This is a genomic window from Azospirillum brasilense (genome assembly GCF_003349955.1).
Lineage (GTDB): Bacteria > Pseudomonadota > Alphaproteobacteria > Azospirillales > Azospirillaceae > Azospirillum > Azospirillum brasilense_B.
The window spans coordinates 1-24,307 of sequence record NZ_QLKQ01000011.1; the positions used below are offsets into that span (position 1 = coordinate 1).

Sequence of the window (24,307 nt, forward strand, 5' to 3'; positions counted from 1 at the left end):
GGTGATGCGCAAGGGGGCGCTGTCCGGAGTCGAGGGGGCCGAAGCCGGGGCTTCCGCGGGAGTCTCCGTCGGGGCTGGGGCGGGAAGTTCCTCCGCCTCGATCGCCGCGGCGGGCTTGGCCTCGTCCTTGACCGCTTCCTTCGGGGCGTCCTTGGCCGCCTCCTTCACCGCGGGAGCCGGCTCCGGGTCCGTGGAATAGTCGGCGACGATGCGGGCCTGGCTACCGGCGATGACCAGCACCTTCTGCCCGATCTCGATGGGCTTCTCCTCCCGCTGGGTGACCGACAGCAGCTCGCCGTCCGGCTTGCGGACGATGTATTCCCAGCCCGTGGTGTCGCCGGTCACATGCTCGATCGAGGTGCCGATCAGCCCGCCGATGGCCGTGCCGCCGACCGCGCCCAGCGCCGAGTTGATGCCGAAGGTGCCGGACTGCGAGCCGAGCACGCCGCCCGCGGCCCCGCCGGTGACGGCGCCGACGGTGCCGCTGGTGCTGATCTTGACCTGACGGAATCCGATGACGACCGCCCGCTCCACCTTGTTCGCCTGCTGGGTCGCGGTGGCGGCGTAGGTGTTCGGGGAGTAGTTCGGGGTGCAGCCTGCGAGGATGCCGACGACCAGGGCCGCGGCTGGCAGGCCAAACATGACAGTGCGCGTCACGGGACATCATCCGTTTGGAAGCCTGTCCGGGTGATAGGCGATTCCATGCGGGGAGTCATTCGACTTTTTGTGGGCTCTGGGCTGCTGCGCCGGGCGGACAAAAAGAAAGCGGGCCTTGCCGGACCCGCTTTCCATCACATCACCGCGAGACCGGCGCTTATTCGTCGCCCATCTTGAGGGCGGCGATGAAGGCGCTCTGCGGGATTTCGACCTGGCCGAACTGCCGCATGCGCTTCTTGCCTTCCTTCTGCTTGTCCAGCAGCTTGCGCTTGCGGCTGATGTCGCCGCCGTAGCACTTGGCCGTCACGTCCTTGCGCAGCGCGCCGATGCTCTCGCGGGCGATGATCTTGCCGCCGATGGCCGCCTGGACGGCGATCTTGAAGAGCTGGCGCGGGATCAGCTCCTTCAGCCGCTCGCAGAGCTGGCGGCCGCGCCGCTCCGACTGGGAGCGGTGGACGATCATCGACAGGGCGTCCACCGGCTCGGCGTTCACCAGGATCGACATCTTCACGAGGTCGCCTTCCTCGTAGCTGTCCATCTGGTAGTCGAAGCTGGCGTAGCCGCGGCTGATCGACTTCAGACGGTCGTAGAAGTCGAAGACCACCTCGTTCAGCGGCAGCCGGTAGACCAGCATGGCGCGGGCGCCGGCGTAGGTCAGCTCGATCTGCTGGCCGCGCCGCTCGGTGCAGAGCTGGAGGATGCCGCCCAGATACTCGTCGGGCAGCATGATGGTGGCCTTGATCCACGGCTCGTCGATGCGGTCGATCTTCATCACGTCCGGCATGTCGGCCGGGTTGTGCAGATCCATCACCGTGCCGTCGGTCATGTACAGCTTGTAGACCACCGACGGCGCCGTGGTGATCAGGTCCAGGTTGAACTCGCGCTCCAGCCGCTCCTGGATGATCTCCAGATGCAGCAGGCCGAGGAAGCCGCAGCGGAAGCCGAAGCCCAGCGCCGCCGACGTCTCGGCCTCGTAATGGAAGCTGGCGTCGTTCAGCTTCAGCTTGCCCAAGGAATCGCGCAGCCGCTCGAAGTCGGCGGCGTCCACCGGGAACAGGCCGCACCACACCACAGGGATGGAGGGCTTGAAGCCGGCCAGCGGCTCCGCCGCCGGGCGGCGGTCCTCGGTGATGGTGTCGCCGACCTTGGTCAGCGTGATGTCCTTGATGGCGGCGGTGATGAAGCCCATCTCGCCCGGCCCCAGCTCGCCGGTCAGCAGCGCCTTCGGGGTGAAGACGCCGACGCGGTCGACCTCGTGGGCGCTGCCGGTGGACATGAAGCGGACCTTCTGGCCGACCTTCAGCCGCCCGTCCACCACGCGCACCAGGATGACCACGCCGAGATACGGGTCGTACCAGGAATCGACCAGCAGGGCCTTCAACTCGCCGTCGGCGTTGCCCTTGGGCGCGGGCAGGCGCTGCACCACGGCTTCCAGCACGGCGTCGATGTTCAGGCCGGTCTTGGCCGAGATTTCCACGGCGTCGGTGGCGTCCAGGCCGATCACGTCCTCGATCTGCTGCTTCACGCGGTCGGGCTCCGCCGCCGGCAGATCGATCTTGTTGAGGACCGGGATGATCTCGTGGTTGTTGTCGATCGCCTGATAGACGTTGGCGAGCGTCTGCGCCTCCACCCCCTGCGAGGCGTCCACCACCAGGATCGAGCCCTCGCAGGCGGCGAGGCTGCGGCTGACCTCGTAGGCGAAGTCGACGTGGCCCGGCGTGTCCATCAGGTTCAGCGTGTACTGCTGCCCGTCCTTGGCCTTGTAGAGCAGGCGGACGGTCTGCGCCTTGATGGTGATGCCGCGCTCGCGCTCGATGTCCATGCTGTCGAGCACCTGTTCGCGCATCTCGCGCGAATCGAGGCCGCCGCACTGCTGGATCAGACGGTCGGCAAGGGTCGACTTGCCGTGGTCGATGTGCGCGATGATCGAGAAATTGCGGATGTGCGAAAGGTCAGTCATCGGTGCCCGGAGCCCTGGTTTGGGGCGGAACATAGGGCGGACGGACGATGCGCGCAATGGCGGCGTGGACAGGCCCTATGGAAAGGCCCCATCCCCGTTCCACTCCTTTCGCGGGAAACGCGGGGGGCGGCCCCGCGCGCGCTTACGCCACCAACACCGGCGCCACCGCGCGGTATAGCTCCATGTAATCCTCCGCCGGGCCGTGCCAGCCGAAGTCGCGGGTCATCGCGTGCTGCTGCAGGACGTGCCAGCGCTCCGGCTTGCGGTAGAGGGCGGCGGCGCGGCGCAGCGCCCAGGTCAGTTCCTGGGCGTTGGCGTTGACGAACTGGAAGCCCGTCGCGCTGCCGTCGTTCACCGCCGCCGGGTTGGCGTCCACGATGGTGTCGGCCAAGCCCCCGGTGCGGCGGACCAGCGGCAGGGTGCCGTACTTCAGAGCGTACATCTGGGTCAGGCCGCAGGGCTCCGACCGCGAAGGCACCAGGAACAGGTCGGCGCCGGCCTGGATGCGGTGGGACAGCGCCTCGTCGTAGCCGATGCGCACGCCGACCGACTTCGGGTACCACGTGGCGAGATGGCGGAAGCCGGCCTCCAGCGCCGGTTCGCCGTTGCCGAGAACGGCGAGCTGGCCGCCCCAGGCGATCCACTGCGACGCCGCCTCCAGCACCAGATCCAGCCCCTTGTGACCGGTCAGGCGGCTGACCACCGCGGCCAGCGGAGCGTCCGCCCGGCGGTCCAGGCCGAAGGTCGCCTGGAGATCGGCCTTGCACAGGTCTTTGCCGCCGAGGTCCGCGGCACCGTAGCGGGCGGCGATGTGCGGGTCGGTCGCGGGGTCCCAGATGTCGTAGTCCACGCCGTTGAGGATGCCGGTCAGCGCCTCGGCCCGCGTGGCGAGCAGCCCTTCCAGGCCCGAACCGTGCTCCGCCGTCTGGATCTCGTGGGCGTAGGTCGGGCTGACCGTGGTCAGGCGGTCGGAGTAGAAGCAGCCGGCTTTGAGGAAGCCGACGCCGCCGTAATACTCCACCCCGTCGATCCGGAAGGCGGCCGACGGCAGGCCGAGGTCGCTCATCATCCAGGCGCCGAACAGGCCCTGGTAGGCGATGTTGTGGATCGTCGTCACCGTGCCCGGCCGGAACGGCCCGGCGAAGCGGTCGGGGCGCAGCTCCAGATAGGCCGGGATCAGGCCGGTCTGCCAGTCGTGCCCGTGCAGCACGTCGGGACGCCACCACGGGTCGAGGCCGTCCTCCGCCGCGAAGCCCGCCGCGCACCAGGACAGGGCGGCGAAGCGCTCCGCGTTGTCCGGCCAGTCCTTGCCGTCCGGCCCCAGATAGGGGTTGCCGGGGCGGTCGTAGAGCGCCGGCGCGTCCAGCACATAGGCCAGCACCCCGTCCGGCATCCGTCCGATCCGCAAGGTCGCCGGGGCGCCGCCGGGCAGATCGGTCAGGGGCTTGCCGACCGGCTGCAGGTCGGTCAGCCCGTTCAGCACCGCCGGATAGCCGGGCAGCAGCAGGCGGACCTCGGCTCCGGCGCGGTTCAGGGCGGGGGGCAGGGCGGCGGAGACATCGGCCAGCCCGCCGGTCTTCACCAGGGGGTAGCATTCCGGCGTGACGAACAGGACGCGCATGGAGGCGGGGTCTTTCGGTTTCTTCTTGGTCTTGCTTCATCTCCCTCTCCCCTCTGGGGAGAGGGGCGGGGTGAGGGGGATGTCGAGGGACCGGACGCGCAGGCGGCGCAGGCCCCCCTCACCCTAACCCCCTCCCCGCTTTCGGCGGACCAAAGGTCCGCCTGTCGCGTCAGCGCAAACTTCGTTTGCGCGTGAGCGGAGGGGAGAGGGGATTTATCGTCAGTCCTTGGGCAGGCGGTCGATCATGTCCTGGGTGATCAGGCAGACGCCGCCCTCGCTGCGGTGGAAGCGCTTGGCGTCCAGCTCCGGGTCCTCGCCGACGACCAGCCCCTCGGGGATCACCACGCCGCGGTCGATCACCACCTTGGTCAGGCGGCAGTGGCGGCCGATGTCGACGTCCGGCAGGACCACCGCCTGGTGCAGCTCGCTGAAGGAGTTGACGCGCACCTCGCTGAACAGCAGCGAGTTCTTCACCAGCGAGCCGGAGATGATGCAGCCGCCCGACACCAGGCTGTCCACCGCCATGCCGCGCCGGTTCTCGTCGTCGAAGACGAACTTCGCCGGGGGAAGCTGCTCCTGGTAGGTGAAGATCGGCCACTCGCGGTCATACATGTTGAGCTGCGGCGTGACGTGGCAGAGGTCGAGGTTGGCCTCCCAATAGGCGTCGATGGTGCCGACGTCGCGCCAGTAGGGCTCGGACTCGTAACCGTTCAGGATGGCGGAATCGGCGAAGTCGTGGGCCATCACCCGCGCCCCGCTGGTCACCAGATGGGGGATGATGTCCTTGCCGAAGTCGCGCGACGAGCCGGGGTCGTTGAAGTCGCGCTCCAGCTGGTCGTAGAGGAACTGCGCGTTGAAGACGTAGATGCCCATGCTGGCCAGCGACTTGTCCGGGTTGCCCGGCATCGGCGGCGGGTCGGCGGGCTTCTCGACGAAGTCGATGACGCGCTGCGTCTCGTCCACATGCATGACGCCGAAGCCGGTCGCCTGGGGGCGCGGCACCTGGATGCAGGGGATCGTCACGTCGGCCTTCTTGGCGATGTGGTCGAGCAGCAGCGCGCCGTAATCCATCTTGTAGATGTGGTCGCCGGCCAGGATCAGGATGTATTCCGGCTCGTGGTCGCGCAGGATGTCCAGGTTCTGGTACACCGCGTCGGCGGTGCCCTGGTACCAGGCGGTCTCGCTGATGCGCTGCTGGGCCGGCAGCAGGTCGCAGAACTCGTTCATCTCGCCGCGGAAGAAGTTCCAGCCGCGCTGCAGGTGGCGCAGCAGGCTGTGCGACTTGTACTGCGTCAGCACGCCGATGCGGCGGAAGCCCGAATTGATGCAGTTTGACAGGGCGAAGTCGATGATCCGGAACTTGCCCCCGAAATAGGTGGCTGGCTTGGCGCGACGGTCGGTCAGCTGCTTCAGCCGGCTGCCCCGGCCGCCAGCCAGGACGAGGGCCACGGCGCGGCGCGGCGCCAGCCGCAGATCCCGTTTGTCGAGCATGTGTCTCCCCTTTCGGTTCTCTTTTTTGCTGTCGGCCATCCGGAAGCGACCGGCGGACCCCTGTGGGCGGGGACCGCTTGTCCCCATCCCCGTCCGGCTCCACCGGTTGAGATCGTGACCGTGCCACATTTCACCGGGGCGGGCCAATAGGCCGAGGGGAACAGGCCGGAAATAGAAGGGGCTGCCCAACGGTTGTGCGGAATTCAGACGCATCATTGTGCGCAAAAAGCAGGCAAGCGCGCGGGAAACGAGCGCGCGACGCCTCAACAGGGGGCAGGCAACCTGCAATCCATGGGCGAATCACGCTGTGGCGCAAGGCTTTGGGTGGTCCGATTTTCTGCTCAATTTCTGAGCAAGCCAGTGTGGCGACTCGGGTCCTATGCTGCTTTGCGGTCATCCGAAAGGCCGCAACCACCGCGATTCCTAGCCCTTTTGGGTTGGCACGCTTCTTGAAAGCAAATCGACGTCACACGGCCCCCTCCCGCCGCCCCGTCTGTACCGGGGACGGGGCGAAACGGGCCAGAAGCATTCGATAAAGAGGAGCCTCGATGAGCCGTCTCTTCCATTCCGCCGCGCCGATGATGGCGGCGATTCTGGGCTTGGCCGGTCTGCCCGCCGCCGCCCTGGCCCAGGATGCGGCCGCCGCCGCGCCGACCCTGAACAGCGGCGACACGGCGTGGATGCTGATGTCCACCGCGCTGGTCCTGCTGATGACCATCCCCGGCCTGGCTCTCTTCTACGGCGGCATGGTCCGCAAGATGAACGTGCTGGCCACGGTGATGCAGAGCTTCGCGATCTGCTGCATGGTGTCCATCCTGTGGTTCGCCGTCGGCTACAGCATCGCCTTCACCGAGGGCACCCCGTATTTCGGTTCGCTGTCGAAGTTCATGCTGTCGGGCATCGCCGTCGACAGCCTGCAGGGCACCATTCCGGAGACGCTGTTCGTCGTCTTCCAGATGACCTTCGCGATCATCACCCCGGCCCTGATCGCCGGCGCCTTCGCCGACCGCATGAAGTTCTCCTCCATGCTGATCTTCACGGCCCTCTGGTCGGTGCTGATCTACGCGCCGATCACCCACTGGGTCTGGGGTCCGGGCGGCTTCCTGGGCGGTGACGGCGTGCTCGACTACGCCGGCGGCACCGTGGTGCACATCAACGCGGGCGTGGCCGGTCTCGTCGCCGCCATCGTCCTGGGCAAGCGCAAGGGCTACCCGAACGAGAACTTCGCCCCGCACAACCTCGTGCTCAGCCTGATCGGCGCCTCGCTGCTGTGGGTCGGCTGGTTCGGCTTCAACGCCGGCTCGGCGGTCGCCGCCGATGGCCGTGCGGGCATGGCCATGCTGGTCACGCAGATCGCCGCCGCCGCCGCCGCCATGGCGTGGATGCTGGTCGAATGGGCCGCCAAGGGCAAGCCGTCGATCCTCGGCATCATCTCCGGTGCGGTCGGCGGTCTGGTCGCCATCACCCCGGCCGCCGGCTTCGTCGGCCCGACCGGCGCGCTGGTGATCGGTCTCACCTCCGGCGTGATCTGCTACTGGGGCGCCACCGGCCTGAAGCGCTCTCTCGGCTATGACGACTCGCTGGACGCCTTCGGCGTGCACGGCGTGGGCGGCATCGTCGGCGCCATCCTGACCGGCGTCTTCGCCCAGGAAGCCATCGGCGGCACCGCCGGCGCCCTGGAAGGCAACATCGGCCAGATCTGGACGCAGGTCTACGGCATCCTCGCCACCATCGCGTACACCGCCATCGGCTCCTTCATCCTGCTGAAGGTTGTGGACGTGGTGATCGGCCTGCGCGTGGACGAGGACGTCGAGCGTGACGGCCTGGACCTCGCCCTGCACGGCGAGAGCATCCACTAAGCACCCTTTGCAGCCTGGTTGTTTCCTCCATGAACTTCCGCCGCCGGGGCCTCCCGGCGGCGGATTTTTCATGTTGGGGCCCCGTCGTCGGAGGCCGTGACGCGCTCAGCGGCGCAGATACATCTTGCCGACGCCGTTCAGCGCCGTGAAAAGCTGCGCGAACTGCGCCAGGAAGGCGTCCCAGGCCAGCGGCCCGGCCTTTTCCGCCACCGCCTGATGGATGGCGCCCAGGCTGGTCCGCCCGTCCACCCGCGCCAGGATCGGCCCGGCCAGACGGGGCAGGGGCAGGGGGACGACGGCCCCCATCAGCTCGGCCTCCAGCACGCCGCCGGGGGGCAGCCCCTTGGCCACCGCGGCGCCGTCGAGGTCGCGCAGCACCGGGACCACCTCCGGCCCGTCCGGGCGGGCGATGGCGCCCTCGGCGTCCTCGGGACGGACGAGATAGGCGATGTGCTTGGTCATGCTGCCGGTGACCTGCTCGGCCCAGGCGGCGCGCTCCAGCCGGGACAGCCCGTCCAGCCGCTTCAGCAGGCGGGGGTCCTTCACCCAGACGGCGGGGTCGTAACGGTACGGGTCGACCAGCGCGGCGATGGCCAGACCGCCCGCCGCGGCCAGCTCCGCCAACTCCGGCACGGTGAAGGGCCGGTCGCAGGAATGCAGCAGCAGATCGTAGAGGTCGGCGTCGGCCTGTTTGTGGTCGTTGATGAAGGGGTTGCGCAGCAGCCAGTTGGACGTCGGCAGGCGTTCGATCAGCCGGCGGGCCAGCGCCACCTGCTCCTTCGGCGGCAGGTCCGCCGCGATGGTGCGCAGCGCCGCCTGCATGGGATAGACGCCGGTGCGCCCGTACGGCGCGTAGACCATCAGCCCGATCCCGCCGCCCGGCTTCAGCGCCCCGGCCAGCGAGCGGACGCCCGCCGCCGGCTCGTCCAGATGGTGCAGCACGCCGCAGCAGTCGATGTAGTCGAACGGGCCCCCCTCCTCCAACAACCCGCCGAGGTCGAGCAGCGAGCCGCGGCGGAAGTCGATGTTGGTCAGTCCGCGCGCCGTGGCCCGCGCCTCGGCGATGTCCCGCGCGGCGTCGGAGAGGTCGAGATAGGTGACGCGGCCCGGATTGCCGGCGTCGGCCAGTTGCTGGGCGATCATGATCGTCCCGTCGCCGGTGCCGCCGCCGGCCACCAGCACCCTGAGGGGGCTGGCGTGGTCGAGGCGCCCGCCGAAGACGTTGTGGTTCACCTCGTCCAGATGGCTGGGCGATCCGGTGATCAGGCGCTTTTTCTCGTCGGCGGGGTTGCGCGCGGGATAGGGGAAGGCTTCGTACTGGGCGCGCAGGGTGTCGATGCTCATGGATCGGGCAACCGGTCAGGTGGACGGGTGCCGGACCATAGCATCAATGGAACGGGCTTGGGGGATGGGGAGGGGAGGAACGCCTCCCCTCCGCCTGCTCTCACGCCAAAGGCAACCGGATTTCCGTCAGCCACTCCTCGGGGGGAAGGGTGCGGGGATTGTTCAGATATTCCTCGACGCAAGGGCGGTCGGCCGGCGCGTGGCCGCTCGACGGCAGCCAGTCGCGGTAGAGCCAGCGGTAGGGGCGTTCCAGCTCCGCGTAGGGACCCTTGTGGATCAGAACGGCGTGCCGGCCGCCGGCGACCTCCAAGGGATGGACGGCGCCGTCCTCGGGGATCGGTCCGTCGAGCATCAAGGCCGCTTCGGAGCGGAGTCGGTCGGCGGGGACGGATTCCGGGTCGTCGTAATAGACCGCAAAGGCGCGCACCCGCGGTCCCATCAGCCCGCGGGCGGCGGCCCAGGCGTACAGCCGTTCAAAGGCCGTGCCGATGTCCATGTAGGGGCCGCTGTGGGCCATGGCCGCAAGGCGCAGCGGCGGGAGGTCGCGGATGGTGACGTCGTGCATGCTTCGCTCCTCGTCCGGTGGTTGGTCGGATGGAGGAACCAGGCGGCCTTGCCGCCGGTAGGCGCCGGGGCTCAGGCCGTAGACCTGCCCGAAGGCGCGGGTGAACGCCTCCACGCTGCCGTAGCCGGCGCGCCGTGCGACCTGCGCCATGCCGTCTCCGCCCTTCACGAGGTCGCCTGCGGCCCGGTGCAGGCGCAGCCGCCGCAGCGTGTCCGCCACCGTTTCTCCCGCCATGGCGCGGTAGATGCGGTGGAAGTGGTAGGGCGAGAAGCAGGCGACGGCGGCCAGCCGCTCCAGCTCCAGCGTCTCGTCCAGATGGGCGGCGATGTGATCGACGACGCGCGCGATGCGGCGGCCGTAGTCCAGCAGGGTGTCGGGCTTGGTCATGGCTCCTCCATGCCCGGCACCCTAGCCGAGGGCGGCTTGATCGCGCTTGCGGACCTTCAGCCCTCCGCCGGGCGGACCACGCCGACCTCCAGGCCGTTGCGGTTGATCACCGGCTGGTGAATGAGCTGGCCGGCCCGCGCCCACTGCTCGTCGGACAGGACCTTGGTGGCGCGGATCAGGGCGGCCAGGGCGACCTCGCGGGCGCGCGGGGTGCCGTCGTCGATCTTCAGGGCGATGCCCAGGCCCTGCTTGGGCAGGACGGCGCAGCCCACGCCTTCGGCTCCGCCCTTGACCAGCACCAGACCGCCCGCCGCCTGCATCATGCCGGTGTCGAAGCTGTCCTTGCCGGCGATCAGGTGCGGGTGCGACCGCCAGGCGCGGCGGATGCGGGCCACCGCCTCGGCGCGGGAATCGGGCAGGTCCTTGGGGTCGCCGATGCGGGCCATGGCGTAGGCGATGGCCCCCAGCGGGATGCCGATGGTCGGGATGGCGCAGCCGTCGACGCCCCAAGGGGCCTGCGACAGGTCCTGGCCGGTCATCTGCTCCATCACGCCCAGGATGCGCTGCTGCACCGGGTGGTCGAAGCGGACATAGCCCTTGGTCGGCTCGCCCTTGTGCAGGGCGGTGGTCAGGAAGCCGGCATGCTTGCCGGAGCAGTTGTTGTGGAGGGCGGTCGGCGTCTCGCCGTTGCGGATCATCTCGTGGGCGGTCTCGGTGTCGGTGGGCAGATGCGCCCCGCACTCGTAATCGCCCACGGTCAGGCCGATGCGCTTGATCCAGGCCTCCGCGATGCGGGTGTGGCGGATCTCCCCGTGGTGGGAGGAGCAGGCCAGAGCCAGCTCCTGGTCGCCCAGCTCGTAGGCGTCGAGCGCGCCCGTCTCGACCAGCGGGATCGCCTGGATCGCCTTGATGGCGGAGCGCGGGTAGACCGGCGCCTGGATGTCGCCCCATTGGGCCAGCACACGCCCGTCGGAGTCGACGATGCAGGCGCGCCCGCGATGGACGGATTCCACCATGCCGCCGCGCGTCACCTCGACGAGGATCGGCGCCTCCGGCGGTCCGGACAGGTCGGCGTGACCCTCGGCGGGGTGGTTATGGTCGGCGTGGCCGTGGTGGTCACCGTGGCCGCCGCAGCAGGAGGAATGGTCGTGGCTCATGGGTGGAGAGCTTGCCTCTGTCCGGGGCGCGAGGCAAGGTGTCGCACCGTCGGACCCGCCGGATCATGGCCGATTCGCGGCTGATTCTCGGTGTGTGCGGGCCGAAACTACGAGTGATTGTGCAAGCCATGCGTGGATATTTCGCCATCGGGGTGGAGCGGATCAGCAAGCCGGGCAACGTCGGCAACCTGATGCGCTCCGCCCACGCCTTCGGCGCTTCCTTCTTCTTCGCCATCGACCCGGAACCCGACCTGCACGAGGCGCACATCGTCGACACCTCCGGCGCGTCGGAGCATCTGCCGCTGTACGTCTACGACCGGGTGGCCGATCTGGCGCTGCCCAAGGATTGCCAGCTCGTGGGCGTGGAGCTGACCGAGGACGCGGTGGAGCTGCCCAGCTTCCGCCATCCGACGCGCGCCGCCTATGTGCTGGGGCCGGAGCGCGGCAGCCTGTCCGAACCGCTGCTGGAGCGCTGCGACTTCACGGTGAAGATCCCGATGAAGTTCTGCATCAACGTCGGGGTGGCCGGCGCCCTGGTGATGTACGACCGGATGATCAGCCTGGGCCGCTTCGCCGAGCGCCCGGTGCGAGTCGGCGGCCCGACCGAGCCGCTGCGCGATCACCAGCACGGCCGCCAGATCATGCGCAACCCGGAGCGCCGCCGCCGCATGCGCGGCATCCAGAAGCCGGTGATCGTCCGTGACGATGACTGATACCGTCCGCGACGACGAGTGACCCGGGTCAGAACGTCACGCCCATCAAAACTTGACAAACGGGTTGAGGATCAGCCCCAGCGCGCCGGTGAAACGAAGCGGCGCGTCGGTCACCGCCAGGCACAGGCAGCCCTCCTCGTCGGCCACCGGGCGGTGGCGCACGGAGTCGTCGGCGACGGACAGGTCGCCGCGGGCGAACTGGCCGAGATCGTCGGTGAAGCCGCCGTCCAGAACCAGCGTCAACTCGATCCCGCGGTGGGTGTGGTGGGGCGGCCCGACGCCGCTCGCCAGCCGCATCAGCCGGGCCTTGCCACGGCGTGCCGAGTCGTAGCCGGAGCCGGACCCCAGCGGGATGTCGTAGCAGTCCATGCCGCGCATCAGCCGCTTCCAGGGCAGGCGCGACAGGTCGCCGCCGACATAGCGGCGCAGCGGTTCGGGCAGCAGCGGCACCTCGGCCGGCTGGCAGACCAGCTTCGGCCGGGGCACGCGGGGCAGGGGCGGCAGGTCGTCCAGCCGGGCCAGCACCGTCTCCAGGCAGGCGGGGTCGACCTCCTCCGGCTCGATGCTCTCCAGCAGGGCGCCGCCGACCGCCTCCATCTCGGCGACGTTCAGGCGGCAGCAGGGGCACAGCGCCAGATGGGTTGCCACGATCAGCGACGCCGCCTCGCCCAGAGCGCCGCCGGCATAGTCGATCAGCAGGGTGTCGCCGGGATGGTGGGTGGGCACGGTCATCGGGAGTCCCTCATGGCCTTGCGCAGCCGTTCCATGGCCAGCCGCAGGCGCGACTTGACGGTGCCCAGCGGAATGCCCTGTTCGGCGGAGATCAGGCTGTGCGGCTTGTCTTCGAAATAGGCCAGACGCAGCAGGTCGGCCTGTTCCGGCGGCAGGGTCCTCAGCGCGGCCCGCAGGCGTCCGGCGGTCTCGCGCGCCGCCACCCCATCGTCGGCGCTTTCCACCGGGTCGGGCACCAGGGTGGGGTCGGCGGGGTCGATCTCGGGCCGCTGCTCCCGCCGCAGCGCGTCGATCCGCCGGTTGCGGGCGATGGTGAACATCCAGGTCGCGGCGGATGCCTGGCTCGGGTCATAGGTCTCCGCGCGGCGCCACACCAACAGCATCACGTCCTGCACCAACTCCTCCGCACCACCCGCGTCACAGCCCTGGCGGCGCAGATAGGCCTTCAGCCGCGGGGCGAAATGGCCGAACAGGGCCGCGAAGGCCGCGCGGTCGCGGTTCCGCCCGACCGCGGTCAGCAGCTCTTCGAAGGTCCGGTCGGCGCCGGCGGCTGGGGAACCGAGATCCTGCATCCACGTCTTCGGGCACGTCTTCTTCGGGCACGTCTTCTTCGGGCACGTCTTCGGGAGCGCCGTTTCCGCGCGCATGGGCTCCGCGTTCGCAGGCAAGCCCCGCAACACATGGTGCGCGGAGCGCCCCGCTGCAAAGCGTGTTTGGCGCTTCTCCGCCTCCTGGGCACCGTCATGGGATCTTGCGGCCAAGGGTGTCATGGGCGTGCTGCGGCGTTCGGTCCGGTGTTGGATCGGGGTTCGATGGGCCTTCTACGCACCCGGCGCTCCACCGGATCACCGGCTTTCGATGCGAAATCGAGCGATCGATTGCAGGACCGGCCTTTGGGACAACCCGTGACTTTGCCGCCGGGACGGGGCGGCGGCCCTGGAAAGCCGCTCCGAATTGGGGTAGGGTCCGCCCCACTCCCGAACCCGTCCGCGAAACCATTCGAGCCTTCGCCAACCGATGTTGCCCATCCGCACCATCCGTCGCACCGCCGGCGCCGCTCTGCTTCTGGCCGGTCCGATCCTCGCCGCCACGCTTGCCGTCGCCACGGTCAACACGGCGGCCGCCGCCGACCCGCGTTTGCTGGGGACCTTCAAGGACTGGAACGCCTTTGCCTTCGACGAGGGCGGGCACAAGGTCTGCTACATCTCCAGCCAGCCCAAGAAGAAGGAGCCCGCGGCGGCCAAGCGCGGTGACATCCACGTGCTGGTCACCCACCGCCCGGCGGAAAAGGCGCTGGACGTCGTGAGCTTCATCGTCGGCTATCCCCTCAAGAAGGACAGCGAGTCGACGGTGGACGTGGCCGGCAAGTCCTTCAAGCTGTTCACCGACGGCGAGACCGCCTGGGCGCGCGACGCCGACACCGACAAGGCGGTCACCGCCGCGATGCGCGACGCCAAAGGCAAGTCCATGGTGGTGAAGGGTGTTTCGGGCCGCGGCACGAAGACCACCGACACCTACAGCACCGACGGCTTCGCCCAGGCTTACGACGCGATCAACCAGGCCTGCGGCGTGAAGCGCTGAGCAGCGCTGCTCTTTTCACTTGGTCGCTCCTCGTTTCGTCTTTTGACTCCGGACGCTCGTGGCCCTATTTAGGGGGCCATGAGCGCCTCCAATCACGCTGCTGCCTTTGCCCTGCCGGCTGTTGACGCCGACGGGCGCAAGAACCTTGTTGGCCTGTCCCGCGACGAGCTGGAAGCCGAAATGCTGTCCGTCGGCCTGGAGAAATTCCGGGCCCGCCAGCTCTGGCACTGGATCTACCACCGCGGAGCGACCGACTTCGCGGTGATGACCACGCTCGCCAAGCCGGTGCGCGAGAAGCTGGCCGAGAGCTACGCCGTGGCCCGCCCGACGGTCGTGCGCGACCTGAAGTCGGTGGACGGAACGCGCAAGTGGCTGCTGCGGATGCCCGACGGGCAGGAGGTGGAGAGCGTCCACATCCCCGAGGAGGACCGCGGCACGCTCTGCGTCTCCTCGCAGGTCGGCTGCACGCTGACCTGCCGCTTCTGCCACACCGGCACGCAGCGTCTGGTGCGCAACCTCGACGCCTCGGAGATCGTGGCGCAGGTCATGCTGGCCCGCGACGCGCTCGGCGAATGGCCGGCGCCGCCGGACGGGCGGATGATCTCCAACATCGTCATGATGGGGATGGGGGAGCCGCTCTTTAACTACGAGAACGTCGCCAAGGCGCTGAAGATCGTCATGGACGGCGACGGGATCTCGATCTCGAAGCGCCGCATCACGCTCTCGACCTCCGGCGTCGTCCCGGCCATGAAGCGCTGCGGCGAGGAGCTGAACGTCAACCTCGCCGTCAGCCTGCACGCCGTGACCGACGAGCTGCGCGACATCATCATGCCCATCAACCGGAAATACCCGTTGAAGGAGCTGATGGACGCCTGCCGCAATTACCCCGGCCTGAACAACGCGCGGCGCATCACCTTCGAATACGTGATGCTGAAGGGCGTCAACGACAGCCCGGCGGACGCCCGCGCCCTGGTCAAGTTGCTGGAGGGCATCCCGTCGAAGATCAACCTGATCCCCTTCAACCCCTGGCCGGGCGCCCCCTACGAGCGTTCGACCGACCGGGCGATCCAGGTCTTCGGCGACATCGTCAACAACGCCGGCTACGCCAGCCCCGTCCGCACCACCCGCGGCGAGGACATCATGGCCGCCTGCGGCCAGTTGAAGAGCGCGTCCGTCCGCCTGTCCGCCGCCGACCGCGCCGCCATCGAGAAGGTGCTGGCCGAGAAGGACGCGGCGCTGGCCGGATAAGGCCGGAACCATCCCTGGGAGTGCTCCGTGCCTGAGTTCGCCGTCGATCCCGGCCTGATCCTGTTCCTGTTCAACGCGGCGGCGGTCTGGCCGCTGATGCGCATCTTCCGCCGGGCGGGCTTCTCGCCCTGGTGGGCGCTGGTGATCTTCGTGCCGGTGATCGGGCTGGTCGGCGTGCTGGGGCTGCTGACGATGCGGCGCTGGCCGGCGCGCGTCCTGGTCGACGGGCCGGCGCGTCCGCGCAAGGCGCGGAGGGCCGCGTGATGGAGATGCTCGACTCCGTCGTCGCCCTGCTCAACGCCGTCTACTGGCAGCCCTGGGCGGCGATCATGTCCACCGACCCGTGGACCGCCAACCTCGTCATGGCGATCCTGCTGATGCTGAAGCTGATCTTCGGCGGCTGGGTGCTGGCCAAGGGCGGGCGCAGCCCGCTGTGGGCGCTGGTCCTGCTGATCAACGGGGCGGACATCCTGGCGATGTGGCTCTACGCCTACATCCGCTGGCCCTTCGTGGACCGGGCGCCCGCCCGCCCCGCCGCGGAGAGCACCGTTGCGGCCGACGCCGGGACGGATTGAGTGCTCCAACCCTCTCCCCTCCGGGGAGAGGGTGGCCCGAAGGGCCGGTGAGGGGGATGGGCTTGTGCCGGACGTGGCGCCACGCGCAACCCCCTCACCCTAACCCTCTCCCCAGAGGGGAGAGGGGACTTCAAGTGTCGTTGCTGGGGCGGACCGAGCGGGACCGATTGATTCGCACCGGTCGTAGGGCTACTGTCCGGCACCGATATTTTTCCCCACCCGCGTGAGTAGTCCCATGAGCGGTGCGTCCGGCAAACAGATCAAGAAAGTGGTGCTCGCCTATTCGGGCGGCCTCGACACCTCGGTGATCCTGAAGTGGCTCCAGGAAACCTATCAATGCGAGGTGGTGACCTTCACCGCCGACCTCGGCCAGGGCGAGGAGCTGGAGCCGGCGCGCAAGAAGGCCGAGCTTCTGGGCATCAAGCCGGAAAACATCTTCATCGACGACCTGCGCGAGGAATTCGTGCGGGACTTCGTGTTCCCGATGTTCCGCGCCAACACCCTCTATGAGGGCACCTACCTGCTCGGCACCTCGATCGCCCGGCCGCTGATCGCCAAGCGCCAGATCGAGATCGCCAACCAGGTCGGCGCCGACGCCGTGGCCCATGGCGCCACCGGCAAGGGCAACGACCAGGTCCGCTTCGAGCTGGGCTATTACGCGCTCCGCCCGGACATCAAGATCATCGCCCCGTGGCGCGAGTGGGATCTGAACAGCCGCACCCGGCTGATCGACTACGCCGAGAAGAACCAGATTCCGATCGCCAAGGACAAGCGCGGCGAGGCCCCGTACTCCACCGACGCCAACCTCCTGCACATCTCCTACGAGGGGAAGGCGCTTGAGGACCCGTGGGTCGAGCCGTTCGAGGACATGTACACCCGCTCCGTCGCCCCGGAGAAGGCCCCGGACACCCCGACCTACGTCGAGGTCGAGTTCAAGCGCGGCGACGCCGTGGCGATCGACGGCAAGGCCCTGTCCCCGGCGGCCCTGCTGACCGAGCTGAACCGCCTGGGCGGCGAGAACGGCATCGGCCGCCTCGACCTCGTCGAGAACCGCTACGTCGGCATGAAGTCGCGCGGCGTGTACGAGACGCCGGGCGGCACCATCCTGCTGGCCGCCCACCGCGCGATGGAGAGCATCACGCTCGACCGCGGCGCCGGCCATCTGAAGGATGAGCTGATGCCGCGCTACGCCGAGCTGATCTACTGCGGCTACTGGTTCAGCCCGGAGCGTCTGGCGCTCCAGGCGCTGATCGACCAGACCCAGGAGCCGGTGAACGGCGTGGTCCGCCTGAAGCTGTTCAAGGGCAACGTCACGGTCGTCGGCCGCAAGTCGCCGAACAGCCTCTACCGCATGGACTATGTGACGTTCGAGGAAGACAGCGTCTACAACCAGAAGGACGCGGAAGGCTTCATCAAGCTGAACGCGCTCCGCCTGCGTCTGGGCGCCATGGCCCGCGCCAACGTCAAGTAAGCGCGAGACCTGTTTCGGATGTGGAACGAGGGGGCTTCGGCCCCCTCGTTTCGTTTCTGCAATGGCTGCGTGGTGCGCTCACGCCGCCCGGATGTTGACGAGGAAGCGCTCGACCTCCAGGCGGAGCGTTTCCGCCTGCCGGCTCAGCTCCTCGGCCGACGACAGCACCTGGGAAGCCGCCGACCCGGTCTCCACCGCGGCCTGATGGACCTGGACGATGCTGCCCGACACCTCCGTGGTGCCGTGGGCGGCCTGCTGGACGTTGCGGGCGATCTCGCCGGTGGCCGCACCCTGCTCCTCCACCGCGGCGGCGATGGTGGTGGCGATGCCGTTGATCTCGCCGATCGTCCCGCCGATGGTCTTGATGGCGCGGACGGTTTCGGTGGTCACCCCCTGGATCGTCTGGATCTGGGTGGCGATCTCCTCGGTCGCCCTGGCCGTCTGGTTGGCCAGCGACTTGACCTCCGAGGCCACCACGGCGAAGCCCTTGCCGGCCTCGCCGGCGCGGGCGGCCTCGATGGTGGCGTTGAGCGCCAGCAGGTTGGTCTGGTCGGCGATGGCCTTGATGAGCCCGACCACCTCGCCGATCTTCTGACCGGCCTCCGCCAGCCCCTGGACCGTCCGGTCGGTGCGGGCGGCCTCGTCCACGGCGTTGCCGGCGATGGTGGTGGAGGTCGCGACGTGGCGGCCGATCTCGGTGATGGAGGCGGACAGCTCCTCGGTGGCGCCGGCGACCGCCTGGACGTTGGTGGTCGCCTGCTCCGACGCGGCGGCAACCGTGGACGCCTGCCGGCTGGTCTCCTCGGCGGTGGACGACATGGACTCCGCGGTGGCGCGCATCTCGGTGGCGGCCGACGCCAGCATCTTCAGCGTCGCGTGCACCGTGCTGTCGAAGCCGACGATGTATTTTTCCACGAGCGCCTGCCGGGCCTCCTTGCGGGCCTGCTCCTGGCGCTGCTCCTCCTCCATCCGGCGGTTCGCGACGGCGGAGTCCTTGAACACCGCCAGCGAGCGGGCGAGCGTGCCGACCTCGTCCATCCGGTCCGTGCCGTCGACGGTGATCCCGAGATCGCCCTTGGCGAGGCGCTGCATCAGTTCGGCCATGGCGCGCAACGGGCCGACCACGCGGAACAGCGTCGTCGTCACCGCGAAGGCGGCGGCCAGCACGCCGAGCAGCACGGCGATCCCCAGGATCCAGCGGGAGGTGTCGTAAGCGGCGTTGGTCCGCTCATACACCGCCTCGGCCTCCTTCAACTGCAGGTCGACCAGCTTGCCGACGGCGGCCGCCACCGGGTCGATGCTGGGGTAGAGCGTGGACACCGCGAAGGTGTCCAGCGCGGCCTGATCCTTGGCCTGCATCAGCGCGCGGGCGGTGGTCGCGGCGGCGCGCGCCTTGCCCATGTGGCGCTCGGCCTCGTTCGCCAGCTCCTTTTCGCGGGCGTTCATCGAGGTGGCCGTGAAGGCCGACCAGCGCGTCGCGATCTCGCCGAGCGCGGCATCGATGGATTTGAGACCGCCTTCCCACGTCTCGGCGCCGCCGCGCACCTTGTGCGTGGTGTCGACGATGTTGACGGCGAACATGTCGGAAACGACCTTCAGGTCGCGCAACGGGACGACGCGGTCCTTGAACACCGTCTCCATGCCTTGGTGCGACTGCCCCAAGGCCAGCCAGCCGGTGGCCGCAATCGCGAAAAGAAAGAAGCACAGGACAGAGAGGGCAACCAGAAGGCGTGCTTTGACCGTAGACATCGGCTCGTTCCACGATGCGTTGACGTTGCAGGTCATGGCATCGTGGGCGAAACATATTAATATTAAGCTACATTTTAACGAAAATATATTACGCCCGAAGGTTACAACTCTCGCTCCCGAGCGACACCGTCATGACTGTCATGACGGTGTCCTGCTCCGAATGGTGACAAACCCCACCACCCTATCTTCAGTCAAAGATTGTGGATTTGGGTGTGCCGCTCACCCCTCCAGCTTGAAGCTCCCGTCCTCGCCCAGCGCGGCGAAGGGGTTCCAGGCGACCTCCCAGGGGTGGCCGTCCGGGTCGGCGAAATAGCCGCTGTAGCCGCCCCAGAAGACGTCCTGCGCCGGCTTCAGGATGCGCCCGCCGGCCCGCTCGGCCTGGGCCATCACGGCGTCCACCTCCGCCTTGCTGCGCAGATTGTGGGCCAACGTGATGCCGCCGAAGCCCGAGGTCGGGCCGGATTCCGCCAGATGCGCGTCCTCGGCCAGCGCCTCCCGCCCGAACAGGGCGAGCGCGACGCCGCCCAGCTGGTAGAAGGTGATGGCGTCCTGGCTGACCGGGGAGGGGGTCCAGCCCAGCCCCTCCTCGTAGAAGCGGCGGCTGCGCGCGAGGTCGGCGACGCCCAGCGTGATCAGGCTGACTCTCTGTTCCATTCAGCTGTCCTTCCGTTCCATGGCGGGCGGCATGGCGACGGGCAGCCCGGCCTCTTTCCAGCCCTTGAAGCCGCCGTCGAGGTGGCAGACGTTCTCCAGCCCCATCGACTGCACGGTGTCGGTGGCGAGCGCCGAGCGCCAGCCGCTGGCGCAGTAGAAGACGAAGCGCTTGCCCGACGCGAAGACCGGCTTGTGATAGGGGCTGTCCGGGTCCACCCAGAATTCCAGCATGCCGCGGGTGGCCGGGAAGGCGCCGGGGATCATGCCGTCGCGCGTCAGCTCGCGCGGGTCGCGGATGTCCACGAAGACCACGTCGGGGTCGCCGTGCAGGGACAGCGCCTCCTGCGGCGTGATCGCCTGGATGCGGGCGTTCGCTTCGGCCAGCAGATCCTTGTAGCCCTTCTTCATCGGCATGGCGGTTTCCTCCATCAATCTTGACGCTTTGGCCGTACACGAACCCTTGGCGGGACCGTTGGCGCGTCTGCGCTGTTGTCACTCCACGCAACTGTGCAACAGGCCGCCCCGCCCGGTCCATCGGGAAGGGCGGCCGGTGCAGGGGGAGCCCAGGGAAAGCCATGCCGATCGCCACCGACGGACCCACCGAAGCCGCCGCCGCCTTGCCCACCGTCATCGACCCGGTCCGCGTGGAGCGGAACGAGCGCTACGTCCGCCGCCGCTTCTGGAACACGCTGCGCGCCAACCTGCACCGCATTCCCTTCCTGGAGCAGGCGTTGGCGGCCTTCTTCTGCGCGACCGACCCGCAGACGCCCTTCAAGGCGAAGGCGATCCTGATGGCGGCTCTGGCCTATTTCGTGTTGCCCGCGGATTCGATCCCGGACTGGCTGATCGCGGTCGGTTTCGTGGACGACGCGGCGGTGCTGGCCACGGCCGTCCATGCGGTGCGGAGCAACCTGAAGCCGGAGCATGAGGACCGCGCCCGCGCCGCCCTGCGCAAGGAACAGGGGATGAATCCCCCTCCGGATGACGCGTCCGGGATGACGCCCGCCGGGAACGGCTGACGGCTCACGCCTTGGCGGAGGCCGTCCGCTCCGCGCGGGACTGCGCGGCGTCGCGATGGGCGGTGTAGAGCGCGGAGGCCGCGATCACCCCGGCGCCGACCCAGCCCCACAGGTCCATGGCCTCGCCGAACAGCGGCCAGGCGAGCAGGGCGGTGAAGGGCAGGCGGGCGTAGTCGTAGGGCATCATCGCCGAGGCCGGCGCCAGCTTGAAGGCGCGGGTCATCGCCAGTTGCCCCAGGGTCAGGACGCCGCCCAGCAGGACGAGCCAGCCGAGCGCCGTCCAGCTCGGCCACTCCCACACGAACAGCGCCGGCACCAGCGCCATCGGGGTCAGGAACAGCCCCATGTAGGCGACCACCACCATCACCCCGTCCGAGGTCGCCAGCGCCCGCACCTGGAGCGTGGTGATGGCGGCGGCGACGCAATGCAGGAGCATGACCAGGATCGTCGGGTCCAGGGTGGCGTCGTCGGGGCGGATGACGATCATCACCCCGGCCAGCCCGACCAGAACGGCGGCCCAGCGCCGCGCCCGCACCGTCTCGTTCAGGAACAGCGCGGCCCCGGCGGTGACGAACAGCGGGATGGTGAAGCTGAGCGCCGTGGCGTCGGGCAGCGGCATATGGGTGACGCTGTAGAACCAGCACAGCATCGCCACCAGACTGGTCGCCGAGCGCGAGGCGTAGAGCCCCGCCCGCCCGGTGCGCAGCCGCCCCAGCCCGACCGCCGCGATCCAGGGCAGCATGAACATCAGGCTGAACAGGTTGCGGAAGAAGACGATTTCGAAGGGATGAAGCTCGCCGCTGACGTGGCGGATCATCGCGTTGCCGATGGCGATGAACAGAGCCGCCCCCAGCATCCACAAGGCCGCCTCCAGCGGCTTCCCCGCCATGCCGGGGCCGGAGGCGGGACCTTTGGCGGTGAGCGCATGGGTGGGCAATCGGTCGCGTCCCTGGCGGATCGGCTTGCGGGTGGCGCGTTCCGTTCGGGCGCGCCACCCCAGCGTGCAACGCCATCCTGCTCTTCAGGCGCGCCGGGTTGCAAGGGACATTCGAAAGACGCTCAGCCGCCAGCCTTCAGCGAGTCGAGGCGGGAGCGAATCAGCGTGTATTCCGGCTCCTCCGGTTTGAACTGGGCCAGCAGGCGGGTCCACAGGTCGGTGGCCTCCGCCGTCTGGCCGACGCCCGCGGCGTTCAGGCCGAGAAGCCAGAGCGCGTCGCGGTTGTCGGGTTCGGCCGCCAGCGCCTGACGGAGCGCGGCGACGGCCTCCTCCGGCATCGGGCCGGGCTTGCTGCTCCGCGGTTCCGCCGACAGCAGGGCGGAGGCGTAGGCGACCAGCACGTCGGGCCGCTGGGGCGCCCGCTCCCGCGCCTTGCGGGCGGCGTCGATGGCCTTGGCCGATTCGCCCATCACGCCGTAGGAGCGCGACAGCCGCAGCCAGCCGTCCACGTCGTCCGGGTTGGCCTCCAGCCGGGCGGCCAGCCCGTCGACCATGCCGCGGATCATCTGCTGCTGGTCCTCGCCCTGCGCTTGGCCCTGGTTCTGGCCCTGGTGCTGGACCTCGTTCTGGCCCTCGCTCTGGGCGACCGGCGGCGGTTGCTGGGCGGGCAGGGGCTCCGGCGTCACCTTGGCCGGGTCGAGGTTCAGCGCCTTGGCGGCCTCCGCGATCTGCGTCCGGACGATCGGCACCCAGGGCGCGTCGGCGTGGGACTCGGCGAGCAGGGCGCCCCAGCGCTCCAGCGCGTCCTTGCTGTCGCCGGCCTGGAAACGGGCCAGCGCGGCGTAGAAGCGGGCGCGGGGCTCCGTCGGGTCCTTGGCCAGCACGCGGTCGAAGGTCTTACGGGCCTCGTCCGGAACGGTGCCGCCGTTGGCCGAGATCAGGACCTCGCCATAGCTCCCGAGCAGTTCCAGGTCGTCGCCGGCCAGGGCGACCGCCTTGCCCAGCGCGTCGGCGGCCTCGGGCAGGCGGCCCATCTTGGCGTAGGCCTGGCCGAGGATGGCCCAGCCCTGCGGGTCGTCGGGGGTCTCGGCGAGCTGGGCCTTCAGCTTGTCCATCGCCGCCAGAACGTTCTTCGGCGGCCCGCCGCGCTCATGGTCGAGGTTGCGCGAGGCCAGCGGCTGTGCCGGCAGCTCGGGGCGGCCCAGCTTGCCGTAGACGGCCAGCGTGCCGAGCGGCAGCAGGACGGCCAGCAGGGCGGCCAGCGCCATGGCGCTGCGCGGCGCGCGGGCGGCGGGGGCCTTGTCCTTGGCGCCATTCTTCGCAGAACCCTTGCCGCGGTCGGCGATGGCCAGCATGCGGCGGCCGATCTCGGCGCGGGCGGCGGCGGCCTGGGCCTCGCTGATCAGGCCACGGCCCTGGTCGCGCTCCAGCTCGCCGAGCTGGTCGCGGTAGACCTCCAGGTCGTAGGCGGCGCGCTCCTCGGCGGCGCCCTCGGGCTTCCTCAGCAGCGGCGGCACGATCAGCAGCACCACGGCCGCCGTCAGGGCGGCGGCGACGATCCAGAACAGCATCAGGCTTTGTCCTTGCGGAGCAGGGCGTCCAGGCGCCGCCGCTCGTCCTCGGTCAGCGGGGCGGTGTCGCCGCCCGCGGCAACAGCGGCACCCTTACGCCCGCGCAGGTACAGGGCCGTGGCGACGCCGCCGATGGCCAGGATCACGAAGGGGCCGATCCATAGGAACAGCGTCGTCGCCTTGAAGGGCGGGCGCAGCAGCACATAGTCGCCGTAGCGGTCGGTGACGAAGCTCAGCACCTGCTGGTTGCTGTCGCCGGCGGTCAGCCGCTCGCGGACCAGCACGCGCAGGTCGCGGGCGAGCGGCGCGTTGGAGTCGTCGATCGACTGGTTCTGGCAGACGAGGCAGCGCAGATCCTTGCTGATCTCCCGGGCGCGGCCTTCCAGCGCCGGATCCTTCAGCACCTCGTCGGGCTGGACGGCGGAGGCGGCGACCGGGGTCAGCACCAGAAGGACGGCGAGAAGGAGGGCTCTCACGACGCGCTCCGCAGATGCTTGACCATGGGCAGGATCTGTTCCTCGACCACCTGCGGGGTCAGGGGGCCGACATGCTTGAAGCGGATGCGGCCCTGGCGGTCGAGCAGGAAGGTCTCCGGCACGCCGTAGACCCCCCAGTCGATGGACACGCGGCCGTCCAGGTCGACACCGATGCTGGCGTAGGGGTCGCCGTTGCGGTTCAGCCAGGCGATGGCGTCCTCCGCCTTGTCCTTGTGGTTGATGCCGCGCACCGTCACGCCCTGCTCGCGGGCCAGCCGGGTGATGATCGGGTGCTCGGCCTTGCAGGGGATGCACCAGGAGGCGAAGACGTTCACCAGCGTGACGTCGCCCTTCAGCGTCGCGTTGGACAGCCCTTCCTTGTGGCCCGGCAGCGGCGGCAGCGAGAATTCCGGCGCCGGCTTGTCGATCAGGGCGGAGGGGATGTCGCGCGGGTCGCGGTCGAACCCGCGCAGGAAGGCCACGCCGACACCGACGAACAGCAGCAGCGGCAACAGATAGATCAGGCGGCGCATCGGAGGC

The 24,307-nt window shown here is 69.2% G+C and carries 24 protein-coding genes; 8 read left to right on the forward strand and 16 right to left on the reverse strand.

Annotated elements, in window-relative coordinates; genetic code table 11:
- The 4 genes from DXK32_RS07015 to glgC all read right to left on the reverse strand — a co-directional run.
- Positions 1 to 657: hypothetical protein (locus DXK32_RS07015; RefSeq protein ID WP_247877019.1), on the reverse strand; the 657-nt coding region annotated here is incomplete at its 3' end.
- 157 nt (positions 658 to 814) lie between these two features.
- A complete protein-coding gene (gene lepA, locus DXK32_RS07020; protein ID WP_094301531.1) occupies positions 815 to 2,617 on the reverse strand; it encodes a translation elongation factor 4 in 1,803 nt (600 codons plus the stop codon).
- A gap of 142 nt (positions 2,618 to 2,759) precedes the next feature.
- On the reverse strand, positions 2,760 to 4,238 hold the full coding sequence (glgA, locus tag DXK32_RS07025) for a glycogen synthase GlgA (protein ID WP_114857857.1): 1,479 nt from the start codon (positions 4,236 to 4,238) through the stop codon (positions 2,760 to 2,762).
- A gap of 219 nt (positions 4,239 to 4,457) precedes the next feature.
- On the reverse strand, positions 4,458 to 5,729 hold the full coding sequence (gene glgC, locus DXK32_RS07035) for a glucose-1-phosphate adenylyltransferase (protein ID WP_114857858.1): 1,272 nt from the start codon (positions 5,727 to 5,729) through the stop codon (positions 4,458 to 4,460).
- Between the two features lie 548 nt (positions 5,730 to 6,277).
- Between glgC and DXK32_RS07040 the strand changes: the two genes are divergently transcribed.
- Positions 6,278 to 7,588: an ammonium transporter gene (locus tag DXK32_RS07040; protein ID WP_114857859.1), complete on the forward strand. Its 1,311-nt coding sequence runs from the start codon at positions 6,278 to 6,280 to the stop codon at positions 7,586 to 7,588.
- A gap of 105 nt (positions 7,589 to 7,693) precedes the next feature.
- Here the strand turns inward: DXK32_RS07040 and DXK32_RS07045 are convergent, their stop codons facing one another.
- The 3 genes from DXK32_RS07045 to DXK32_RS07055 all read right to left on the reverse strand — a co-directional run bounded on the left by DXK32_RS07045 (position 7,694) and on the right by DXK32_RS07055 (position 11,041).
- Positions 7,694 to 8,932 (reverse strand): class I SAM-dependent methyltransferase, encoded by a 1,239-nt coding sequence (locus DXK32_RS07045; protein ID WP_114857860.1) that lies wholly within the window; start codon positions 8,930 to 8,932, stop codon positions 7,694 to 7,696.
- Positions 8,933 to 9,032: 100 nt separating this feature from the next.
- Entirely contained in the window at positions 9,033 to 9,884 is an 852-nt protein-coding gene (locus DXK32_RS07050; protein ID WP_114857861.1) for an AraC family transcriptional regulator, read from the reverse strand.
- Between the two features lie 56 nt (positions 9,885 to 9,940).
- The gene (locus DXK32_RS07055) at positions 9,941 to 11,041 is read right to left on the reverse strand and encodes an asparaginase (RefSeq protein ID WP_114857862.1); all 1,101 of its coding nucleotides are present in this window, start codon (positions 11,039 to 11,041) and stop codon (positions 9,941 to 9,943) included.
- A gap of 128 nt (positions 11,042 to 11,169) precedes the next feature.
- On the opposite strand from DXK32_RS07055, the gene DXK32_RS07060 reads away from it, so the two are divergent.
- Entirely contained in the window at positions 11,170 to 11,754 is a 585-nt protein-coding gene (locus DXK32_RS07060; RefSeq protein ID WP_114857863.1) for an RNA methyltransferase, read from the forward strand.
- Positions 11,755 to 11,799: 45 nt separating this feature from the next.
- Here DXK32_RS07060 and DXK32_RS07065 read toward each other — a convergent pair whose 3' ends face one another.
- A complete protein-coding gene (locus DXK32_RS07065) occupies positions 11,800 to 12,486 on the reverse strand; it encodes a ChrR family anti-sigma-E factor (RefSeq protein WP_114857864.1) in 687 nt (228 codons plus the stop codon).
- Positions 12,483 to 13,058, reverse strand: coding sequence for a sigma-70 family RNA polymerase sigma factor (locus DXK32_RS07070; RefSeq protein WP_114857865.1), 576 nt, complete (start codon positions 13,056 to 13,058; stop codon positions 12,483 to 12,485). The genes DXK32_RS07065 and DXK32_RS07070 overlap by 4 nt, the downstream gene beginning before the upstream one ends.
- A gap of 445 nt (positions 13,059 to 13,503) precedes the next feature.
- On the opposite strand from DXK32_RS07070, the gene DXK32_RS07075 reads away from it, so the two are divergent.
- The 5 genes from DXK32_RS07075 (at position 13,504) to DXK32_RS07095 (ending at position 17,361) form a co-directional block, all read left to right on the forward strand.
- On the forward strand, positions 13,504 to 14,067 hold the full coding sequence (locus tag DXK32_RS07075; protein ID WP_114857866.1) for an invasion associated locus B family protein: 564 nt from the start codon (positions 13,504 to 13,506) through the stop codon (positions 14,065 to 14,067).
- Positions 14,068 to 14,145: 78 nt separating this feature from the next.
- Entirely contained in the window at positions 14,146 to 15,315 is a 1,170-nt protein-coding gene (gene rlmN / locus DXK32_RS07080) for a 23S rRNA (adenine(2503)-C(2))-methyltransferase RlmN (protein ID WP_114857867.1), read from the forward strand.
- 27 nt (positions 15,316 to 15,342) lie between these two features.
- Entirely contained in the window at positions 15,343 to 15,579 is a 237-nt protein-coding gene (locus tag DXK32_RS07085) for a hypothetical protein (RefSeq protein WP_094301545.1), read from the forward strand.
- Positions 15,579 to 15,890: a hypothetical protein gene (locus DXK32_RS07090; RefSeq protein ID WP_114857868.1), complete on the forward strand. Its 312-nt coding sequence runs from the start codon at positions 15,579 to 15,581 to the stop codon at positions 15,888 to 15,890. The genes DXK32_RS07085 and DXK32_RS07090 overlap by 1 nt, the downstream gene beginning before the upstream one ends.
- 235 nt (positions 15,891 to 16,125) lie before the next feature.
- Complete coding sequence (locus DXK32_RS07095) at positions 16,126 to 17,361, forward strand: argininosuccinate synthase (protein ID WP_035669763.1); 1,236 nt, start codon at positions 16,126 to 16,128, stop codon at positions 17,359 to 17,361.
- 78 nt (positions 17,362 to 17,439) lie between these two features.
- Here DXK32_RS07095 and DXK32_RS07100 read toward each other — a convergent pair whose 3' ends face one another.
- From DXK32_RS07100 to DXK32_RS07110, 3 genes are all read right to left on the reverse strand, one after another.
- On the reverse strand, positions 17,440 to 19,110 hold the full coding sequence (locus tag DXK32_RS07100) for a methyl-accepting chemotaxis protein (RefSeq protein WP_162801110.1): 1,671 nt from the start codon (positions 19,108 to 19,110) through the stop codon (positions 17,440 to 17,442).
- Between the two features lie 219 nt (positions 19,111 to 19,329).
- A complete protein-coding gene (locus tag DXK32_RS07105; RefSeq protein WP_035669751.1) occupies positions 19,330 to 19,764 on the reverse strand; it encodes a VOC family protein in 435 nt (144 codons plus the stop codon).
- Positions 19,765 to 20,178: a rhodanese-like domain-containing protein gene (locus DXK32_RS07110; RefSeq protein ID WP_205215663.1), complete on the reverse strand. Its 414-nt coding sequence runs from the start codon at positions 20,176 to 20,178 to the stop codon at positions 19,765 to 19,767.
- Between the two features lie 161 nt (positions 20,179 to 20,339).
- Between DXK32_RS07110 and DXK32_RS07115 the strand changes: the two genes are divergently transcribed.
- Entirely contained in the window at positions 20,340 to 20,783 is a 444-nt protein-coding gene (locus DXK32_RS07115; RefSeq protein WP_114857870.1) for a YkvA family protein, read from the forward strand.
- 4 nt (positions 20,784 to 20,787) lie between these two features.
- Here the strand turns inward: DXK32_RS07115 and DXK32_RS07120 are convergent, their stop codons facing one another.
- From DXK32_RS07120 to DXK32_RS07135, 4 genes are all read right to left on the reverse strand, one after another.
- Entirely contained in the window at positions 20,788 to 21,720 is a 933-nt protein-coding gene (locus DXK32_RS07120; RefSeq protein WP_114857871.1) for a DMT family transporter, read from the reverse strand.
- 122 nt (positions 21,721 to 21,842) lie between these two features.
- A complete protein-coding gene (ccmI, locus tag DXK32_RS07125; protein ID WP_114857872.1) occupies positions 21,843 to 23,291 on the reverse strand; it encodes a c-type cytochrome biogenesis protein CcmI in 1,449 nt (482 codons plus the stop codon).
- Positions 23,291 to 23,767 carry a cytochrome c-type biogenesis protein gene (locus DXK32_RS07130; protein WP_114857873.1) on the reverse strand — a complete coding sequence of 159 codons (477 nt, stop codon included), beginning with the start codon at positions 23,765 to 23,767 and terminating at the stop codon, positions 23,291 to 23,293. The genes ccmI and DXK32_RS07130 overlap by 1 nt, the downstream gene beginning before the upstream one ends.
- Positions 23,764 to 24,300: a DsbE family thiol:disulfide interchange protein gene (locus DXK32_RS07135; protein WP_014238694.1), complete on the reverse strand. Its 537-nt coding sequence runs from the start codon at positions 24,298 to 24,300 to the stop codon at positions 23,764 to 23,766. The genes DXK32_RS07130 and DXK32_RS07135 overlap by 4 nt, the downstream gene beginning before the upstream one ends.
- Between the last annotated feature and the right edge of the window lie 7 nt (positions 24,301 to 24,307).

Excerpts from the sequence above, each read along its gene's own strand:
- DXK32_RS07095 (WP_035669763.1), top strand. The coding sequence starts at position 16,126 with ATGAGCGGTGCGTCCGGCAAACAGATCAAGAAAGTGGTGCTCGCCTAT.
- DXK32_RS07135 (WP_014238694.1), bottom strand. The coding sequence starts at position 24,300 with ATGCGCCGCCTGATCTATCTGTTGCCGCTGCTGCTGTTCGTCGGTGTC.
- rlmN (WP_114857867.1), top strand. The coding sequence starts at position 14,146 with ATGAGCGCCTCCAATCACGCTGCTGCCTTTGCCCTGCCGGCTGTTGAC.
- DXK32_RS07105 (WP_035669751.1), bottom strand. The coding sequence starts at position 19,764 with ATGGAACAGAGAGTCAGCCTGATCACGCTGGGCGTCGCCGACCTCGCG.
- DXK32_RS07065 (WP_114857864.1), bottom strand. The coding sequence starts at position 12,486 with ATGACCGTGCCCACCCACCATCCCGGCGACACCCTGCTGATCGACTAT.
- glgA (WP_114857857.1), bottom strand. The coding sequence starts at position 4,238 with ATGCGCGTCCTGTTCGTCACGCCGGAATGCTACCCCCTGGTGAAGACC.
- DXK32_RS07045 (WP_114857860.1), bottom strand. The coding sequence starts at position 8,932 with ATGAGCATCGACACCCTGCGCGCCCAGTACGAAGCCTTCCCCTATCCC.
- DXK32_RS07050 (WP_114857861.1), bottom strand. The coding sequence starts at position 9,884 with ATGACCAAGCCCGACACCCTGCTGGACTACGGCCGCCGCATCGCGCGC.
- DXK32_RS07090 (WP_114857868.1), top strand. The coding sequence starts at position 15,579 with ATGGAGATGCTCGACTCCGTCGTCGCCCTGCTCAACGCCGTCTACTGG.
- DXK32_RS07070 (WP_114857865.1), bottom strand. The coding sequence starts at position 13,058 with ATGCAGGATCTCGGTTCCCCAGCCGCCGGCGCCGACCGGACCTTCGAA.
- DXK32_RS07055 (WP_114857862.1), bottom strand. The coding sequence starts at position 11,041 with ATGAGCCACGACCATTCCTCCTGCTGCGGCGGCCACGGTGACCACCAC.
- DXK32_RS07040 (WP_114857859.1), top strand. The coding sequence starts at position 6,278 with ATGAGCCGTCTCTTCCATTCCGCCGCGCCGATGATGGCGGCGATTCTG.
- glgC (WP_114857858.1), bottom strand. The coding sequence starts at position 5,729 with ATGCTCGACAAACGGGATCTGCGGCTGGCGCCGCGCCGCGCCGTGGCC.
- DXK32_RS07115 (WP_114857870.1), top strand. The coding sequence starts at position 20,340 with ATGCCGATCGCCACCGACGGACCCACCGAAGCCGCCGCCGCCTTGCCC.
- ccmI (WP_114857872.1), bottom strand. The coding sequence starts at position 23,291 with ATGCTGTTCTGGATCGTCGCCGCCGCCCTGACGGCGGCCGTGGTGCTG.
- DXK32_RS07075 (WP_114857866.1), top strand. The coding sequence starts at position 13,504 with ATGTTGCCCATCCGCACCATCCGTCGCACCGCCGGCGCCGCTCTGCTT.
- DXK32_RS07060 (WP_114857863.1), top strand. The coding sequence starts at position 11,170 with ATGCGTGGATATTTCGCCATCGGGGTGGAGCGGATCAGCAAGCCGGGC.
- DXK32_RS07100 (WP_162801110.1), bottom strand. The coding sequence starts at position 19,110 with ATGTCTACGGTCAAAGCACGCCTTCTGGTTGCCCTCTCTGTCCTGTGC.
- lepA (WP_094301531.1), bottom strand. The coding sequence starts at position 2,617 with ATGACTGACCTTTCGCACATCCGCAATTTCTCGATCATCGCGCACATC.
- DXK32_RS07110 (WP_205215663.1), bottom strand. The coding sequence starts at position 20,178 with ATGCCGATGAAGAAGGGCTACAAGGATCTGCTGGCCGAAGCGAACGCC.